Origin of the sequence: Kineococcus aridisoli (assembly GCF_050871885.1) — a bacterium.
Lineage (GTDB): Bacteria > Actinomycetota > Actinomycetes > Actinomycetales > Kineococcaceae > Kineococcus.
This window is the reverse complement of the sequence record NZ_JBJLSF010000011.1, coordinates 46,633-62,622: the sequence shown is the minus strand read 5'-3', so window position 1 is coordinate 62,622 and position 15,990 is coordinate 46,633. Positions and strand designations below refer to the sequence as shown.

12 protein-coding genes and 1 tRNA gene are annotated in these 15,990 nt (G+C 76.8%); 6 read left to right on the top strand and 7 right to left on the bottom strand.

Translation table 11 applies throughout. From position 1 onward, the window contains the following. Positions 1–79 precede the first annotated feature (79 nt). On the top strand, positions 80–1,099 hold the full coding sequence (locus tag ACRYM2_RS05235; RefSeq protein ID WP_432520405.1) for a GNAT family N-acetyltransferase: 1,020 nt from the start codon (positions 80–82) through the stop codon (positions 1,097–1,099). Positions 1,100–1,113: 14 nt separating this feature from the next. On the opposite strand, the gene ACRYM2_RS05230 is transcribed toward ACRYM2_RS05235, so the two are convergent. Continuing rightward, positions 1,114–1,620: a low molecular weight protein-tyrosine-phosphatase gene (locus ACRYM2_RS05230; protein ID WP_432520431.1), complete on the bottom strand. Its 507-nt coding sequence runs from the start codon at positions 1,618–1,620 to the stop codon at positions 1,114–1,116. Positions 1,621–1,795: 175 nt separating this feature from the next. Here ACRYM2_RS05230 and ACRYM2_RS05225 point away from each other — a divergent pair, with 175 nt between their 5' ends. Beyond that, positions 1,796–4,063, top strand: a complete 2,268-nt coding sequence (locus ACRYM2_RS05225; protein ID WP_432520403.1) for a peptidase M6 — start codon at positions 1,796–1,798, stop codon at positions 4,061–4,063. A gap of 71 nt (positions 4,064–4,134) precedes the next feature. On the opposite strand, the gene ACRYM2_RS05220 is transcribed toward ACRYM2_RS05225, so the two are convergent. From ACRYM2_RS05220 to ACRYM2_RS05205, 4 genes are all read right to left on the bottom strand, one after another. After that, a complete protein-coding gene (locus ACRYM2_RS05220) occupies positions 4,135–5,814 on the bottom strand; it encodes a sodium:solute symporter family protein (RefSeq protein WP_432520429.1) in 1,680 nt (559 codons plus the stop codon). A gap of 44 nt (positions 5,815–5,858) precedes the next feature. Beyond that, positions 5,859–6,134: a hypothetical protein gene (locus ACRYM2_RS05215; protein WP_432520402.1), complete on the bottom strand. Its 276-nt coding sequence runs from the start codon at positions 6,132–6,134 to the stop codon at positions 5,859–5,861. Between the two features lie 148 nt (positions 6,135–6,282). After that, on the bottom strand, positions 6,283–7,599 hold the full coding sequence (locus ACRYM2_RS05210; protein ID WP_432520401.1) for a methyl-accepting chemotaxis protein: 1,317 nt from the start codon (positions 7,597–7,599) through the stop codon (positions 6,283–6,285). 111 nt (positions 7,600–7,710) lie between these two features. Further along, positions 7,711–7,783: transfer RNA gene (locus ACRYM2_RS05205), tRNA-Arg, on the bottom strand. Between the two features lie 262 nt (positions 7,784–8,045). On the opposite strand from ACRYM2_RS05205, the gene ACRYM2_RS05200 reads away from it, so the two are divergent. After that, positions 8,046–8,459: a hypothetical protein gene (locus tag ACRYM2_RS05200; protein ID WP_432520400.1), complete on the top strand. Its 414-nt coding sequence runs from the start codon at positions 8,046–8,048 to the stop codon at positions 8,457–8,459. Positions 8,460–8,501: 42 nt separating this feature from the next. Here the strand turns inward: ACRYM2_RS05200 and ACRYM2_RS05195 are convergent, their stop codons facing one another. Together ACRYM2_RS05195 and ACRYM2_RS05190 are read right to left on the bottom strand one after the other, a co-directional pair. Next, positions 8,502–9,419, bottom strand: coding sequence for an NAD(P)H-hydrate dehydratase (locus tag ACRYM2_RS05195; RefSeq protein WP_432520398.1), 918 nt, complete (start codon positions 9,417–9,419; stop codon positions 8,502–8,504). Further along, positions 9,416–10,192, bottom strand: a complete 777-nt coding sequence (locus tag ACRYM2_RS05190; protein ID WP_432520396.1) for a histidine phosphatase family protein — start codon at positions 10,190–10,192, stop codon at positions 9,416–9,418. The genes ACRYM2_RS05195 and ACRYM2_RS05190 overlap by 4 nt, the downstream gene beginning before the upstream one ends. Positions 10,193–10,335: 143 nt before the next feature. Here ACRYM2_RS05190 and ACRYM2_RS05185 point away from each other — a divergent pair, with 143 nt between their 5' ends. From ACRYM2_RS05185 to ACRYM2_RS05175, 3 genes are read left to right on the top strand one after another with little or no spacing between them, the layout of a single operon-like run. Beyond that, positions 10,336–12,000, top strand: a complete 1,665-nt coding sequence (locus tag ACRYM2_RS05185) for a PP2C family protein-serine/threonine phosphatase (protein ID WP_432520395.1) — start codon at positions 10,336–10,338, stop codon at positions 11,998–12,000. A 35-nt stretch (positions 12,001–12,035) separates the two neighbouring features. Then, entirely contained in the window at positions 12,036–15,800 is a 3,765-nt protein-coding gene (locus ACRYM2_RS05180; RefSeq protein WP_432520394.1) for a hypothetical protein, read from the top strand. Next, positions 15,797–15,967: a hypothetical protein gene (locus tag ACRYM2_RS05175; RefSeq protein ID WP_432520392.1), complete on the top strand. Its 171-nt coding sequence runs from the start codon at positions 15,797–15,799 to the stop codon at positions 15,965–15,967. Before ACRYM2_RS05180 ends, ACRYM2_RS05175 begins: the two co-directional genes overlap by 4 nt. The last annotated feature ends 23 nt before the right edge of the window (positions 15,968–15,990 follow it).

Below are 15,990 nucleotides of genomic sequence, written 5' to 3'. Positions count from 1 at the left end.
CCCCGCGCGGGGCCCAGGTGCGGGTGGACCGCCGGCAAACCCGTTGCGGCCGGACCGCCGGCAGGCGTAGCCAGGTGGGGTGGACACCCTGCCCGGGTTGAGCACCCGGCCGCTGACCGAGGACGACGTCGCCGCCTGGTGGCGGCTGCAGGACCGGGCCGCCGGGGTCGACCGGCCCTCCTGCCGCGACAGCGAGGACTGGCTGCGCTCGGTCCTGGCGGCCGAGGGGTTCGACGCGCGGCGGCAGAGCGTCGCCGGCGTCGACGCGACCGGCGAGCTGCGTGCGGCGGCCTCGGTGGGGCTGCGGCTGGGGGACGTCTCGCAGCTGCGCCTGGTGCTCGACGGCGTCGTGGACCCCGCCTGGCGCGGGCGGGGGATCGGCACGGCCCTGCTGGCGTGGGGCCGGGCCACCGCGGCCGAGCGCGCCGCCGCGCGGCGGGCGGAACTGGGGCGCCAGGTGCCCGGGGAGCTGCAGGTGTGGGTGGAGGAGGGCCGCGAGGACCTGCGCTCGCTGTGCGAGCGGCACGGCCTGCGGGTGCGCCGGTGGTTCTCCACCGTGCGCCTGGACCTGCGTCCCGGGCCGCCGCCCGCGCGCCAGGCGCCGCCGGGCTTCCGCCTGCTCGTCCTGGAGGAGGCCGCTGCGCGGCTCGGGGTGCCGTTCGAGCACGTCGACGAGCAGCTGCGCGGCGTCCACAACGAGGTCTTCGCCGACCACTGGGGCTCGCAGCCGCTCAGCCGCGCGGACTGGAGCGCCTTCGTCACCGGCAGCTCGGAGTACCGCCGCGACCTGAGCCTGCTCGTCCTCGGCCCCGACGGCGCGATCGCCGCCTACGCCGACGTCTACGCCCACCCCGGTGACTGGCCCGCCCTGGGCTTCCCGCAGGCCGAGCTCGGCCACCTGGGGGTGCGCCGGCCCCACCGCGGGCGCGGTCTGGCCACACTGCTGCTGGCGGCCGTCGCCCGGCGCGCGGCCGCGGCCGGGATGGCCGCCGTCGCCCTCGACGTCGACAGCGAGAACCCCTCCGGCGCCGTGGGCCTGTACGAGCGCGCCGGCTACGTGCCGGTGGTCTCCTCGAGCCTGTGGGCGCTGCCCGTCTGAGCCCTGCGGGGGCCTCAGCGGCGCTGGAGCTGCTCGCGCACGTGCGCCACGACGGCGTCGGCGGCGGCCTCGACCTGCTCCAGCGTGGTCTCGAAGTCGCTGCGGTCGCCGTACCAGGGGTCGTCGATGTCGAGCTCCGACTCGTCGGCGACCGCGCCGGGGCCCCCGGTGGCCGGGGCGGCCGGGTCGAAGGAGCGGTACATCCGCACCCGGGCCGCGGCCTCCGCGTCCGGTGCCTGGGTGCGCAGCCAGCGCGCGTGCCGGGCCGTCATGGCCAGCAGCAGGTCCCGGGAGGCGATCTCCCCGGGCGTCACCTGGTGCGCGCGGTGGCGCGGCACCTCGTAGCCGTGCTCGCGCAGCACCGAGGCCGCCCGCCGGTCCACCGGGTTGCCCTCCTCCTCGTCGGAGATCCCCGAGGAGTCGACGACGACCTCGTCGGCGAGGCCGGCGGCGGCGAAGCGCTCGCGCAGCACCACCTCGGCCATCGGGGAGCGGCAGATGTTGCCGGTGCAGACGGTCATGACGCGGTAGGGCACGGGAACATCCTGCGCCAAGGGCGCGGGGAGATCCTGCCGACCGGTTCGGCCGGGCCCCTTGTGGCCTCGCTGTGAGTAGTAGAAGCTCACGCCACGTACTGGCGTTGGGCCCTCCGGGGGAGGACCACCCGGCCGCCGGCTCGATCTCTGGAGGAGAGGCATGGGTCCCCACCCCTCGCGCCGCGGCCGGCTGACGCTGGCCGCGCTGTGCGTCACGGCGCTCGCCGTCCCGGTCTGCGCGGTGTCCGCCGCCGCAGCCCCTCGGACGGCGGCGCAGCAGGCACCCGCGGACGTCCGCGTGCTCGGCGGCGACTACAACGGCGGCGCCCCGCTGCCGCTGGTCGCCGACGGCGGCTCCGCCGCCGCGGGTCGCAGCACCCTGGCCGCGCCGCGGGCCGCCGACGGCGAGCTCGCCGTCGGCGCGCGCAAGGACTGGCCCTCGCTCGTCGACGGCGGGGTGACCCCCGACGGCGAGCCCGTCGAGAGCGGCATCGACGTCCGCGGCTACACCCTGCGCGGCCTCGGCGAGAACATCGAGCTGTGGGTGGCCGACGACCTGTCCTTCCCCGAGGGCGACTGCCGCAACGAGGTCGGCGGCGGGGAGCTCACCCGCATCACCGACGAGCAGGTCGCCGGCTTCGTGCGGGAGTTCGACGAGACGATCCTGCCCGCGGAGTCGAGGGCGTTCTCGGTGGCCCCCGACCGCGACGGCAGCGGCGCGCTGCTCGACGAGGCGCTCGAGGGCGCCTACCCGGCGGACTACTGGGCCGGCGAGGGCCGGCGCACCGTCGCCCTCATCGACAACGTCCGCGACCAGAACTACTTCGACCCGACCAACGAGAACGGCCGCACGTACATCGCCGGGTTCTTCTACTCGACGTTCAACGAGCTGCTCGACCGCAACGTCATGACGATCGACGGCTTCGACTGGCTGCACCGCACCGGCGAGAACCCGCCGGACGACTCCCAGGACGCCGACTACCGCGCGTGCGCCGAGTTCCTGCAGCGCCCGGGCCTGGGGGAGCCGTCGCCGCGCACCTACGAGGGGACGTTCGGCCACGAGTACCAGCACCTGCTGCAGTACTACGCTGACCCCGACGAGGTCTCCTGGGTCAACGAGGGGCTGTCGATGTGGGCCGAGGACCTGCTCGACTTCTCCGACCCCCGGCCCGCTCCGGACACCGAGGAGGCCGACAGCTACATCCGGACCTTCCTCGGCTTCAACGAGCAGCGCAGCTACGGCGGCCCCGAGCAGTCGCTGACGCAGTGGGGCGAGCAGGGTGCCCCGGAGATCCTCGCCGACTACGGCAGCGCGTACGCGTTCATGCTCTACGTGCACGACCACTTCGGCGGCGAGCCGTTCATGAAGGCCCTGCACAACGAGCCCGAGGGCGGTCTGGCCGGCCTGGACGCGGTCCTGGACGACTTCGGCCACCGCCGGAGCGCCCAGGACGTGCTGCACGACTTCGTGGCCGCGATGGCCGTGGACAACGCCCTCGACCGCGGTGCGAAGACCAGGTCCGGCAAGAGCGCGAAGGTCCTGAGCACCGCCTCGCTGTCGGCGAAGGTCAACTGGGACTCGCCGCAGTCCCACGCCTCGCCCGGTGCGCCGGTCAACGGCGCCGACTACGTGCGGCTGCGCGACGCGCGCGGCTACCTGTCCAACGGCCTGGTCACCTTCAACGGCGCGAGAAGCTACCCGACGACGCCGGTGGAGTGGACCGTCGAGGACGGCGCCCTGGTCTCCGGCAGCGGCAGCTCCTTCGACCGCGGCCTGGTGCGCACCGTCGCCGTCCCCGCGCAGGACCCGACGATCACGCTCGACCTCGACGTGGCGGCGGAGGAGGGCTACGACTTCTTCGTCGTCCAGGTCTTCGACCCCGCGAAGGGCGGCTGGGTGTCGCTGTCCAGCGAGGACACCACCTCCGAGGACGCCGGCACCGAACCGCGCATCAGCGCCAACCTGCCCGGCCTGACCGGGGAGGTCTCGGGGGAGCAGACGTACGACGCCTCCGCGTACGCGGGGAAGGACGTGCAGATCGCGCTGCGGTACCTCACCGACGGCGGTGTCGACGAACCGGGCGTCACCGTCCGCTCCGTCGCCGTGGGCGGGCAGCCGCTCGCCGGCGCCACCGACCTGTCGACGTGGCAGTCGATCACCCAGGCCCACCCGGTCCCGGTGGCCGGCTGGACCGTGCAGCTCGTCGGCTACGACGCCAAGCGCGTCTCGGTCGTCCAGCTGCCCGTCGTGCAGACCCGCTGGGGCTGGTCCACGGCCGCTCCCGTCGCCAAGGTCCTCGGCTTCACGCCCGACGTCGCCGCGGTCATCGTGACGGCGGACGACCCGACCGAGTCGGCGCCCGCTCCGGCCGCGCCGTACAACCTGTCCGTCAACGGCGTCCTGCAGCCGGGCGGTCTCGGCGGCTGACGGCCCCGCGCACGAGGACGCCCCCGGCCCCCGCGAGGGGACCGGGGGCGTCTGCGCGCGTGCGCAGCGGCCTAGGCCACCGCGAACAGCACGTAGCCGGCGACGGCCAGGGCGATGACGAGGACGGACAGCACGGCGGGGGAGCGGAACCAGCCGGCCTCGCGCGGCACCGCGCGCACCGACGCCGGGGTGAGCGACCACACCAGGCCGTTGAGCTCGGCCTCCGGCTTCGGGGTGCCGCCGCGCGAGACGGCCCAGCCCACCAGCACCGCCACGACGGTGGCGACACCGCCGCCGAGGAAGCTCGAACCCTGGCCGGACAGCGACAGGACGCCGACCTGGTTGAGGACGAAGATCGTCACGGCGCCCAGGGTGCCGCTGACCAGGCCCCAGAAACCCCCGGAGCCGGTGAGCTTCTTCCAGAACAACCCGAAGATGAACACCGCGAACAGCGGGACGTTGAAGAACGAGAACAGCGTCTGGATGTAGTCCATGATGTTCGTGAAGCCGGCGGCGATGAACGCGGTGCCGATCGCCAGCACGGTGCCGATGACGGTGACCGCGCGGCCGACCTTCAGGTAGTGCGCGTCGTCGCGGCCCGGGCGCAGCCAGTCCTGCCACAGGTCGTAGGTGAAGACCGTGTTGAACGAGCTGACGTTGGCCGCCATGCCGGCCATGAAGGCGGCGAGCAGACCCGCGAGCGCGACGCCGAGGAAGCCGTTGGGCAGCAGTTCGCGCAGCAGCATCGGCACGGCGTCGTTGTAGGTGACGTCGCTGGGCAGGCCCTGCTTCAGGCTCTCGATGCCGGGGATGAGCACGGCGGCGACCATGCCGGGGATGATGATCACGAGGGCGACGAGCGCCTTCGGGATCGCGGCGATGAGCGGGGTGCGCTGCGCGGCGGAGGCGTTGCGGGCCGAGAACGCGCGCTGCACCTCGGTGAAGTTCGTCGTCCAGTAGCCGAAGCTGGTGACGAAGCCGAGGCCGAGGACGACGCCGATCGTCGAGCCGATCGAGGAGCCGATGCCCGTGAGCTCCTGCGCCGGGAACGGCTGGAGCATCTCCGTGCTGCCCTGGGCGGTGAGCCGGCCCACGAGACCGTCCCAGCCGCCGACGCGGTGCAGGCCGACCAGCGTGATCGGGACCATCGTCACGACGATGACGAAGAACTGCAGCACCTCGTTGTAGATGGCCGCCGACAGCCCGCCGAGGAAGGTGTAGGCGAGCACGATGACGCCCGCGACGACGATCGCCAGCCACGTCGGCCAGCCGAGCAGGGCGTTGACGACGATGGCCATCGCGTAGAGGTTGACGCCGGCCAGCAGCACGGAGGCGACCGCGAACAGCACGCCCTGCAGGCGCTGGGTCTTGGCGTCGAAGCGGCGGCCGAGGAACTCGGGCACCGAGCGGACCTTGGAGCCGTAGTAGAACGGCATCATCACCAGCGCGAGGAACACCATCGCCGGGATCGCGCCGATCCAGTAGTAGTGGAAGGCCTGCTCGCCGAACTGGGCGCCGTTGGCGGCCTGGCCCAGCAGCTCGGTGGCGCCCAGGTTCGCGGAGACGAACGCCAGGCCGGTGACCCACGCGGGCAGGCTGCGCCCGGAGAGCAGGAAGTCGAGGCTGGAGGAGACGCTGCGGCGGGCGATGAGGCCGATGCCGAGCACCACGACGAAGTAGAAGGCGACGAGCAGGTAGTCGACGAGGTGGGCGTCGATGCGCTGCGGGGCGCCGGCGAGGGCGCCGGGCAGGACGCCGGGCAGGACGCCGGGCAGGACGGTGGGCAGGGCGGCGGTCACGGCTGCTCCACCTCGTCGGCGGTCGGCTCGGCCGGGTGCAGCGGCCGGGCGAGCGTCCAGCCGATGAAGACCGCGGCGAGCGCGATCATGCCGATGCCCGCCCACAGGTTGAGGTTGATCCCACCCGTCTTCGCCTCGTCGGCGGCGGTGAAGGAGACGAGGCCCCAGACCAGGCAGACCACGCCGTAGACGGCGAACAGGCCGCCGATGACGGTTCGGATGTCGAAGAGGACGTCGGCCTTGCCGTCCGCCCTCCCGCGCTGTGCAGACACGAGAGCTCCAGTGCAACGTCGAAGGAACGGCGGCTACCTTTGCACGTTGCAACGTTTGCACTGCACCGGGGTGGGTGCGCCCGCGGGCGGGCGGGTGAGCGGTGTGAGCGACATCACCCCCTCCGCGCCCCCGCTCAGCCCCCGCGCGTCACTCCCGCAGGGCCTGCTGGCGCTCCAGCCCCGCGACCAGCTCGCGCAGCGCCTGCGCGGCCCCGGCGGCGCCCGCGTCGAAGACGACCCCCAGCTCGCAGCCGTCCGGCACGGACGTGGTGCGCGCCACCGCGGCCTCGAGCACGAGGGGGCCCGCGGGGTGCGGCCACCGCACGACCACCCGGCTGCCGACGCCGGGCGGCTGCGCGCCGACCACCCGCACCCGCGCACCGCCCAGCCCCAGGTCGAGCGCGGTCGCCTGCTCGTCGCGGCCGCCGAGCGAGACCGTCAGCGGCTGCCGGCAGGCGAAGCGCGCCACGCGACGGCGCTCCATCGTCGTGGCCAGGTCGCCCATCCGCTGGGCGCCGTCCACGGCCGCGGCCACCGACGCCTGCAGCAGCTCGACCACCTCGCACTGGTGGGCGGCCACCTCCCGCACGCCCGCGGCCGCCTCGTCGATGCCGCCGAGGTGCTCCTGCACCGAGCGCAGGCTGCGCAGCACCGCGTGCGCGTTCTCCTGCACCGCGCTCACCGTCGCGGCGATCTCCGCCGTCGAGCGGCCCGTCGTCGCCGCCAGCTCCTTCACCTCGGCCGCCACCACGCGGAAGCCGTCACCCGCCGCGCCGGCCCGGGCGGCCTCGATGGTGGCGTTGAGGGCCAGCAGGTTGGTCTGGTCGGCGACCTGCGCGATGACCGTCGCCATCGACCCCACCGAGCGCAGCGACTCCTCCAGCGCCGCGACGTCGGCGTCGGCCTGCTCGGCGCGCTCGAGGATGCCCCGGGTGGCGGCGGCCGCCGTCAGCGCCTTCTCGTCGATCGCCGCGGTCGCGGAGCGGACGCTGCCGACCTGCCCCTCGACCTGCGCGAGGTGCCCGACGATCTGCGAGGAGGAGTCGTCGACGAGCTCCTGCGCGCGGGCGCGCGACTGCTTCTCGGTGAACTGCTGGCGCACGAAGCTCGCGCGCTCCTGCTCGGCCAGCTGCTCGGCGGCCTGCGCCAGCTCCCGCTCCCGCTCCCGCACCTGCGCGCGCGCCAGCTCCAGCGCCTCCTGGGCCGCGCGGCGCTCGGCGGCGCCCAGCGCGGCACCGGCCGCGACCAGCCCGGCGGCGAGGAGGGCGAGCAGCACGGCGGCGAGCGAGGCGGTCGGGCCGGCGGGGGCGCCCGCCACCCGCCCGGCGAGCAGGGCGCACCCGCCCACGGCCGGCGCCGCCAGCACGAGGACGGCGGCGCGGGCGGACGGGGCGAGGGCGCCGAGGACGGCGGTGAACGGCCGCAGGGCCAGCGGCGGCCGGGTGGCGGCGGGGTGCTGCGGCATGGGGGCGGGTCCTCGGCGTGGGCGGCGGAGGCGGCACGGCCCCCCGTGGTGCATCGGTCGCCGCGCCGGGTCGGTTGACCCCGTCCACGGCGACCACGCCGAACGGACCAGTGCCCCCGGCAGGATTCGAACCTGCGACACACGGTTTAGGAAACCGATGCTCTATCCCCTGAGCTACGGGGGCCCGGGTGGCACCCTACCGGTGCGCGCGGCCCGGCCCCGAGCTGGGCGCCCCCGCCGTCCGACAGCGTCGAACTACGACAGCCTGTCGTTGCAAAGGGGTTGCGCCCCAGGCGAACGGGAGGCCCTCGTGGTCGGGTGCACCCGCCGGGGGACCTACACTCAAGGCGCACAGCACGCCGACCGATGCCGTCTCCTGGGTGTCGGGCCGGGTCGATGACGACTCCGACACCAGGCCGACGTCGTCACCTCGAGGAGCACCCGGAATGTCCGTCACCAGCGTCCGCACCGACTCGCGCGCCGCCGTCCCCGCCCCCCGCCGCGCCCCCCGCCAGCAGGCCGCCGTCGCCGCCATCGACGCCGCGCTGCAGGAGTCGGGCTGCATCCTCGTCGCCACGAGCTCCACGGCCGCGGGCTGCACCGTCGCCTTCTACGACGCCCGCTCCCTGGGCCGCGCCGTCGAGGTCATCGCCTCCGCAGCGGTGCGCTCGGGCGACGACGCCCTGGCCGGCCGCGCCCGCCAGCACGGCGGCGCCGCCTGGAAGGTCACCGCCCGGCCCCAGACCTGGGCCGGCCCGCAGGGCGACCCCGCCGACTGCGTCGACCGCTCCTCCACCACCTGGCAGCTGGACATCCCCATGGACGACCTCGCGCCCACCGCCGCCGCGCTGCTGAGCTGAGCTGCGCAGGTCGAGGTCCCGCGGGCCGAGGGCCCGGAGGCCTCAGACCTCGATCTCGGCCAGCACCCGGGGCACCTGGGGCGGCAGCTCGCGGGCCAGGAAGCCCAACCGGCCCACCGAGCTGGCCAGCCGGTCGCCCGCGCGCCCGTGCAGGTGCGTCCCCCACACGGCCGCCTGCACCGGGTCGGCGCCCCGCGCGCACAGCCCGGTGACGATGCCCGCCAGCACGTCGCCGGAGCCGGACACCCCCAGACCCGCGCCGCCCGTCGCGTCGTGCCACAGCCGCCCGTCCGGGGCGGCGATCCACGACTCCCCGCCACCGGCGGCGACCGCGGTGCGGCTGCGCGCGGCCAGCTCCAGCGCGGCCGCCGGCACGTCGGCGGCGATCTCCTCGGGGTCCGCGTCCAGCACGATCGCCAGCTCGGTGAGGTTGGGCGTCAGCACCGCCCGGCCCTGCAGGTGGTGCAGGAACGTCACGTCGGCGGTCACCGGCGCCAGTCCCAGCGCGTCCAGCACCGCGACCGTGCTCACCTGCGGCACCAGGTCCTCCAGCAGGCCGCGCACGTCGGGCTCGCCGACCGCCCCCACGCCCAGCAGCACCGCGTGCGCCTGCTCGACCAGCTCCGCCAGCTCCCCGCCGCGCCGGCCGCAGCCCGCGTCGATCCCGCCGCCGGCCGTCTCCGCCAGCGGCAGCACCAGCGCCTCCGGCAGCGCCACCGCCAGCGGCGCCGCCGTCGTCGCGGTCGTCGCCACCTGCAGCTTGCCCGCCCCGCTGCGCAGCGCGGACTCCGCCGCCAGCAGCACCGCCCCCGGCGTGCGGGTGCTGCCGCCCACCACGAGCGTGCGCCCGCGCGCCTCCTTGCCCGTGCCCGGCGGGGGCAGCGGCCACCGCCGCAGCACCGAGGAGGTCACCGTGACCGCCCGCTCTGCCGCGTCCCTGGTCCCGCCGGTGCCGCTCACGGTGCTCCTCGCCCGGCCGGTGCGTCCGGCTCGTCGTCGACGTCGTCGTCGGTCACCCGCACCTCGCGGGTGGCCGTGGTGTCCCCGGCCAGCTGCAGCCGCAGGCCGGCCCGGCCGCGGACGTAGGAGGTCACCGAGCAGTTCGCCAGCGGCTGCGTGGCGTCCAGGCCCAGCAGCGTCGCCTCGTCCAGCCCCTCCAGCACCAGCCGGAAGTTCATGATCACCGCCTGGTGGGAGACCAGCAGCACCCGCTCGCCGGCGTGCTCCTCGCGCAGCGAGGCCAGCAGGCTGCGCACCCGCAGGGCCACGTCGCACCAGCTCTCCCCGCCCGGCGGGCGGTAGTAGAACTTGCCCAGCGCGCGCCGCCGCCGGGCCTCCTCGGGGAAGCGCGCGCGCACCCCGAGCCCCGTCAGCCCGTCCCACCAGCCCAGGTCGCGCTCGCGCAGCCGCTCGTCGGTGCGCACCTCGGCGACCTCGCGCCCCTGCGCGCGGGCCTGCTCCAGGATCGCCTCCGCCGTGCGCAGCGCCCGCTCGTACGGGGAGCTGACCACCACCTGCGGCGCGGCCGGGGCCTGCGGGTCGCCGGCCAGCCACCGGCCCACCGCGCGGGCCTGCTCGCGCCCGAGCGCGGACAGCGGCACGTCGGCGTCGCGCTCGCCCACGTCGACGAGCTCGGCGTGCTCGGCCCGGGCCCGGGCGTCGGCGACGTTGCCCGTCGACTGCCCGTGGCGGACGAGGACGAGCTGGTCCGGCCAGGTGCGGGCGTCGATCACGCGTCAACGTCTACCGCCTGGGCGGCGAGCGCGCCCGGTGAGACACGCACCCGTCCGGCTGCCGAGGGTGACGCGACGGGTGCGGGGGATGACATGGTGTCTCCCACCCGTCACCGGGACGGGCCGGTGACCGGAGCGAGGGGGTGGGGCAGCTGGGCGCCGTGGCGCAGGCGTGGCACCGCCTCATGCTCCGCACCTCGCTGCAGCGGCGGGTGTCCGTCGTCGGCCTGACGTTCCTGCTCGTCGTCCTCGCGCTCACCGTCGTGCTGCTCGTGAACATGGTGCGCTCCACGGGCGAGGACGAGGACCACCAGGACGCCGCGGAGGAGTTCACGGCGACGCTGCAGGAGTACCAGGGCGACCTCGTCGAGGTCCAGGCCATCCAGTGGCGGTACATCACCGCCAGCGACGCCCGGCGCCTGCAGCAGACCGAGCAGCGGCGGGAGGAGCTCATCCGGCGCTCCGAGCAGCGTGCGGAGCAGGTGCGGGCGCAGGCCGAGCAGGCGCTCAGCGACCCGCAGGAGGAGCAGCTGGGCAGGATCCTCGTCGCCGTCGACGAGTGGCGCGCCGCCGTCGACGAGCAGGGCGGGTACAAGGCCACCGCCGACGCGGACGGCCTCAACCGCTCGATCCTCGACGCCCCCACCTCCCGCCGCTTCACGGTCGTCTACGACCGGATCGAGGCGCTCCTGGGCACGTTGCGGACCGAGCGCGACGCGGCGCTGCAGCAGGCCAGGGACGAGAGCGAGCGCGCGCAGCTCGTCCAGCTCGGCGTCGCCGCCGTCGCCCTGCTGCTCGTGCCCACCGTCCTCTACCTCGTGCGCCGCTGGGTCGTCCACCCCCTCGACAGCCTCTCCGAGCAGCTGCTGCGGGTGGGCGGCGGCGACCTGCAGACCCCCGTCGGACTGCCCGGCCCGCCGGAGCTGGCCGCCGTGGCCGCCGCCGCCGAGGCGATGCGGCGGCGCATCCTCGACGAGCTCGCCGACGCCGTCTCCGCCCGCGAGGCGCTGCAGCAGGGCCAGCCGCTCGTGGCGGAGGTGCGCGACCAGCTCGCCGCCCACGACCTGCCCGTCGTGCCCGGCTGGTCCGCGGCCGCCGCGCTGCGCCCGGCGGAGGGGCTGCTGGCGGGGGACTGGTACGACGTGCTGCCGCTGCGCGACGGCCGCTTCGCCGTCGTCGTCGCCGACGTCTCCGGCCACGGCGCCCGCGCCGGGATCGTCGCCATCCAGCTCAAGCGGCTGCTGGAGGCGGCGCTGCACCTGGCGCCCGAACCGGACCTGGCGCTGGCGATGGCGGCCCGCGTCTTCTCCGACGAGGCGGAGCGCTTCGCCAGCTGCGTCGTCGTCGTCGTGGACCCCGACTCCGGGACCGTCACCTACGCCAACGCCGGCCACCCCGCGCCCGTCGTGCTGCGCCCCGACGGCGAGGGGGTGCGCGTGGTCACCGAGCTGGAGCCGACCGGACCGCTGCTGTCGTGGCTGCACCTGGACGTGCCGGGCACCTGGCGCACCCGCACGGCCTCGATGGCGCCGGGCTCGGTGCTCGTGGTCTACACCGACGGCCTCACCGAGGCCCGCCCCACCGGCAGCACCGACGAGCTGGGCATCTCCGGGGTGCTCGCCGCGCTGGGGCGCCTGCCCGAGCTGACGCCCCAGGCGCTCGTCGACGAGGCCCTGGAGGTGGCCCGCAGCTTCAGCGGCGGGCGCGCCCGCGACGACGTGACGCTGGTGGCGCTGGCGCGGGCCACCTCCTCGGCCGCTCCCGGCCCGCCGCTCGCGCGCGACGGCGCGCAGGGACCCCTCGCCTGAGCCGAACCGCTCGCCGGGACGCCTACTGTTGCTCCGTGACGTCTTCTCCCGCAGCCGGGCCGGACACGACGCGTCGGCGCTGGTGGGCGGAGGCGGAGCGCCTCGGCGGGACGTCCGCCCTGCTGGACTGCCCGGTGGGGACCGACGCGGTCCTGGACCTCACGACGGCGCACCCCTCCGGCCTCGCGCAGCTGCTCGCCGGCGGCCCCACCCCCCTGTCCAGCCTCGTGCGCGAGTCCGGTGCCTTCGCCGAGGCCCGCCGCCGCGTGCGCGCCACCCACCGGCTCGCCGGGGTGCTGCTGGCCCAGCGCGGCACCCGCTCGCCCGCGGTCGCCGTCGGCACCGCCGGCTGGTCCACGCCGGCCGCCGCCGCCCAGGTCCCCCCGCGCACACCGCGGCGCACCCCCGTCCTGCTGCGCCGCTGCACCGTGACGCCCACGACGGAGGCCCTGGACGACTTCGTCGTCCAGCTGGCGGCCGAGGTCATCGTCAACCCCGTGCTCGTGCGCACCGCCCGCGCCGAGCTCGGCGTCGACCTGGACGCCCGCCGCGTCGTCGCCGCCGTCGGCGCGCACTGGGGCTTCGACCCCGCGCCCGCCCTCGACGAGCTGCGCCGCCAGCTGGCCGGCGCCGGTGGCGTGCGGGTGGAGCGCCGGCTGCTGCTGGCCACCTTCGCCGACCCCGGCGCCGACCTGCTGGAGGACCTGCGCCGGCGCGGAGCGCTCGTGCGCGAGCACCGCGTGGTGCGCGCGCTCGCCGCCGGCACGCCCGTGCAGGCCCCGGCACCGCCGACCGGGCGGGCGCCGGCCCCGGACGCGCCCTGCGGCCTGGCCCTGGACCCCTCCCAGCGGCGGGCGCTGGAGCACGTGCGCGGCGGCGCCGACCTGCGCCTGCACGCCCCCACCGGCACCGGGGCCACGCAGGTGGCCGCCGCCGTCGTCGCCGACGCGGCCGCCGCGGGCCGCCGCGTGCTGCTCGTGGCCGACTCCGCCGCCGACCGGCGCGCGGTCGACGAGCGGCTGCGCGACCACGGCTTCGGCCGGCTCCTGCTGCACCTGGTCGCCGACCTCGACCCCGCGGCGGTGGACGCCGACGCGGCCGCGCAGCTGGCCGCGGCCCACCGGGAGGCCCGCACCCGGGCCTGCGCCGAGCGCGGCGCCCCCGGCGCGCCGGACCTGGCGGGTCCCGCGCGGCTGCTGGAGGAGCACGCGCTCGCCTTCCACCGCCCCCGCCAGCCCTGGGGCGTCAGCGCCCACGAGGCGGTGCAGGCGCTCGCGGCCCTCGCCGAGCGGCCGCTGCCGCCGACGACGTCGCGCCGGTTGCGCGGGGAGGCCCTGGAGCGCTGCTCGCGCGCCGACGTCGAGCGCTGGGCGCGCGCGCTCGTGGAGGCCGTCGACCTCGGCGCCTTCGACGTCAGCCCGGCGAGCACCCCCTGGGCCGGTGCGCAGCTGCGCAGCCCGGAGGCGGCCGAGCAGGCGCTGCGGCGCGTGCAGCGCCTCGTCGGCGAGCAGCTGCCGGCCGTGCGGGCGCTGCTGGCCACCACGTGCGACGCGGCCGGCCTGCGCGGGGCCTCCTCCGTGGCCGAGGCGCAGGCCCGCACCGAGCTGCTGGAGGGCGTGCGGGCCACGACGGCCCGCTTCGGCCCCGAGGTGTTCACCCAGTCCCTCGGCGACGTCGCGGCGGCCACCGCCAGCCCGCAGTGGCGCAAGGACCGCGACGTCCGGCTGGGGCTGCTGGCCCGCTGGCGGCTGCGCCGGCAGGCGCGCGCCCTGGTGCGCCCGGACGTCGAGGTCGCCGACTCCGCGACCCTGCACGACTGGCTGCAGCAGGCCCGCGCGCAGCGGCTGACCTGGCAGCGCGTCGCCGTGCGCGAGGCCGCCCCCGCCGCCCCCGCCGACCTGGACGCCCTCGTCGCCGAGGTCAGCGCGCTGCGCCACGAGCTGCTCGCCCTGGCCGAGGTCCTGCCGGCGCGCACCTGGACCGAGCTGGGCGCCTCCTCGCCGCTGGAGGTGCAGCTGCCGGAGCTGACCACCCTGCTGCGCTCCCTGGCCGCCGACGCCGCCGCTCTGGAGAGCCTGCCCCGGCGCACCGTGCTCCTGGACGAGCTGACCGCCGTCGGCTGGGGGCCGCTGCTCGAGGAGCTGCAGGTGCGCTGGAGCGGACCCGGCAGCCTGGACCTGCCCGCGGAGGTCCAGGCCGCCTGGTGGGCCGGGGTGCTGGACACCACCGCGCTGGCCGACCCGCACGTGGGAGCGGCCGACGCGGGTGCGCTGCGGCGCGCGCGCCACGAGCTGCAGCTGGCCGTCGCCGCCGCCCACGCCCGGCAGGCCCGCGCGGTGCGCGACGCCGTCGACGCCCGCGCCGGCGAGCACGAGGACCCCGCGGCGCTGCTGCCGGTGACCGCGGTCTCCGCGGCGGGGGTGGCCGCGCTGGCCGACCGCCTGCAGGAGGCCGACCTCGTCGTCGTCCTCGGCGCGCAGGCCACCGCCACCGCGACCGCGCTGCCCGCGCTCTCGCGCGCCCGCCAGGTGCTCGTCGTGGGCGACCCGGCGCTGCCGGGGCCCGTCGACCTGCACACCGCCCGCGAGCGCGAGGAGGTGCCGGCGGACGCCGCCGGCAGCCTGTTCGCCGACACCGAGGGCGTGCTGCCGACGCTGCGGCTGGACCGCCAGCACGCCCTGCTCGACGACGGGCTGCTGGCCGGCGTGCCGCAGGTGCTGCGCGCGGCGCCCGAGGACTCGCTGCCCGGCCCGGGCCGCGACGGCCGCCGCGTGGTGCGCACCTCCAGCCGGCCCCCGGGCGCGCGCCGCGGCCCCGACGCCCTCGTGGACCTCGCCGTCGACGCCGCCCTCACCGCGCTGCGCCGCCACCCCGAGGAGTCGCTGGGCGTCGTCGTCCCCGACGCCGCCGGCGCGGAGCTGCTGGCGGACGCCGTGCGCCGCCGCGCGCTCGCCGCGGACCTGCCGCTGGCCGTCGGCCGCGAACCGCTGCTGGTCGCGGCCGCGGGCCGCTGGACGGGGGAGCGCCGCGACCACGTGCTGGTCCTGGCCGACGCCGTCCTCAACGGCCCCGGCCTGGGCGCCGCGGGCAGCGCCCGTGCCGGTGTGGCGCAGGTGTGGATGGCGCTGACCCGCTCCCGGCTGCGCACGACGCTGCTGCTCGACGACTCCGGCTGGACCTCCCCGGCCGGCACGGCCACCGGGGCGGGCACCGGCACGGGCGCCGGCACGGGCACCGGGGAGGGGGCCGGCGACGTCGCCGAGGGGCGGCGGCTGCTCGTGCAGCTCGCCCTCGCCTGGGAGCGGCCGCAGGAGGCCGGCGCGGGCCGCGGGCGCTCGCCGCTGGTGCGCCGCCTGGCCGCGGCGTGCGCGGACGCGGGCCTGCCGGTGGAGCTGGAGGTGGGCACCTCGCGCGTCCTGCCGCTCGTCGTGCGCGACGCGCGCTCGCGGGTCGGCACCGGCCCGGCGCTGGCCGTGCACGTCGACGACCCGGCGTGGGCGGCGGCGGAGGTGCTCGACCGCGAGGTCGACGGGCCCACCCGCGTCGAGCGCCGCGGCTGGCGGTACGTGCAGGTGCTGGAGGCCGACGTCCACGCGGACGCGGCGGCCGAGGCCGGCCGGATCGCGGCGCTGTGGCGGGAGGTCCTGGTCGAGACCGGTCACGACCTGCCGTGGGTGGTCGACGTGGCCTCGCTCGAGGAGGCCCCGGCCGAGCCGGAGCAGGCCGTCGCCGGCCTGACCGCCGGGAGCGCCCCGGTGACGGGGGAGCCCGGCGGGGTGCGCGAGCGGGAGGCCTCGTGAGCGTCCCGGCGGAGCACGGGCCCGATCGCGGCGGCGACGGGGACCGGGAGGTCCCGCTGGAGGACGAGCGCTCCGCGGACGATCACGACGAGGGCTGGGGGGAGCGGCCGTCGTCCGGCCACGACGACGACTGGTACCTGTCCCAGCGCCCGCCGCACTGGGACTGACCACGACGGACGGTGAGCGGCTG

Coding starts and splice junctions, on each gene's coding strand:
- ACRYM2_RS05230 (WP_432520431.1), bottom strand. CDS start 1,620: ATGACCGTCTGCACCGGCAACATCTGCCGCTCCCCGATGGCCGAGGTG.
- ACRYM2_RS05225 (WP_432520403.1), top strand. CDS start 1,796: ATGGGTCCCCACCCCTCGCGCCGCGGCCGGCTGACGCTGGCCGCGCTG.
- ACRYM2_RS05210 (WP_432520401.1), bottom strand. CDS start 7,599: ATGCCGCAGCACCCCGCCGCCACCCGGCCGCCGCTGGCCCTGCGGCCG.
- ACRYM2_RS05200 (WP_432520400.1), top strand. CDS start 8,046: ATGTCCGTCACCAGCGTCCGCACCGACTCGCGCGCCGCCGTCCCCGCC.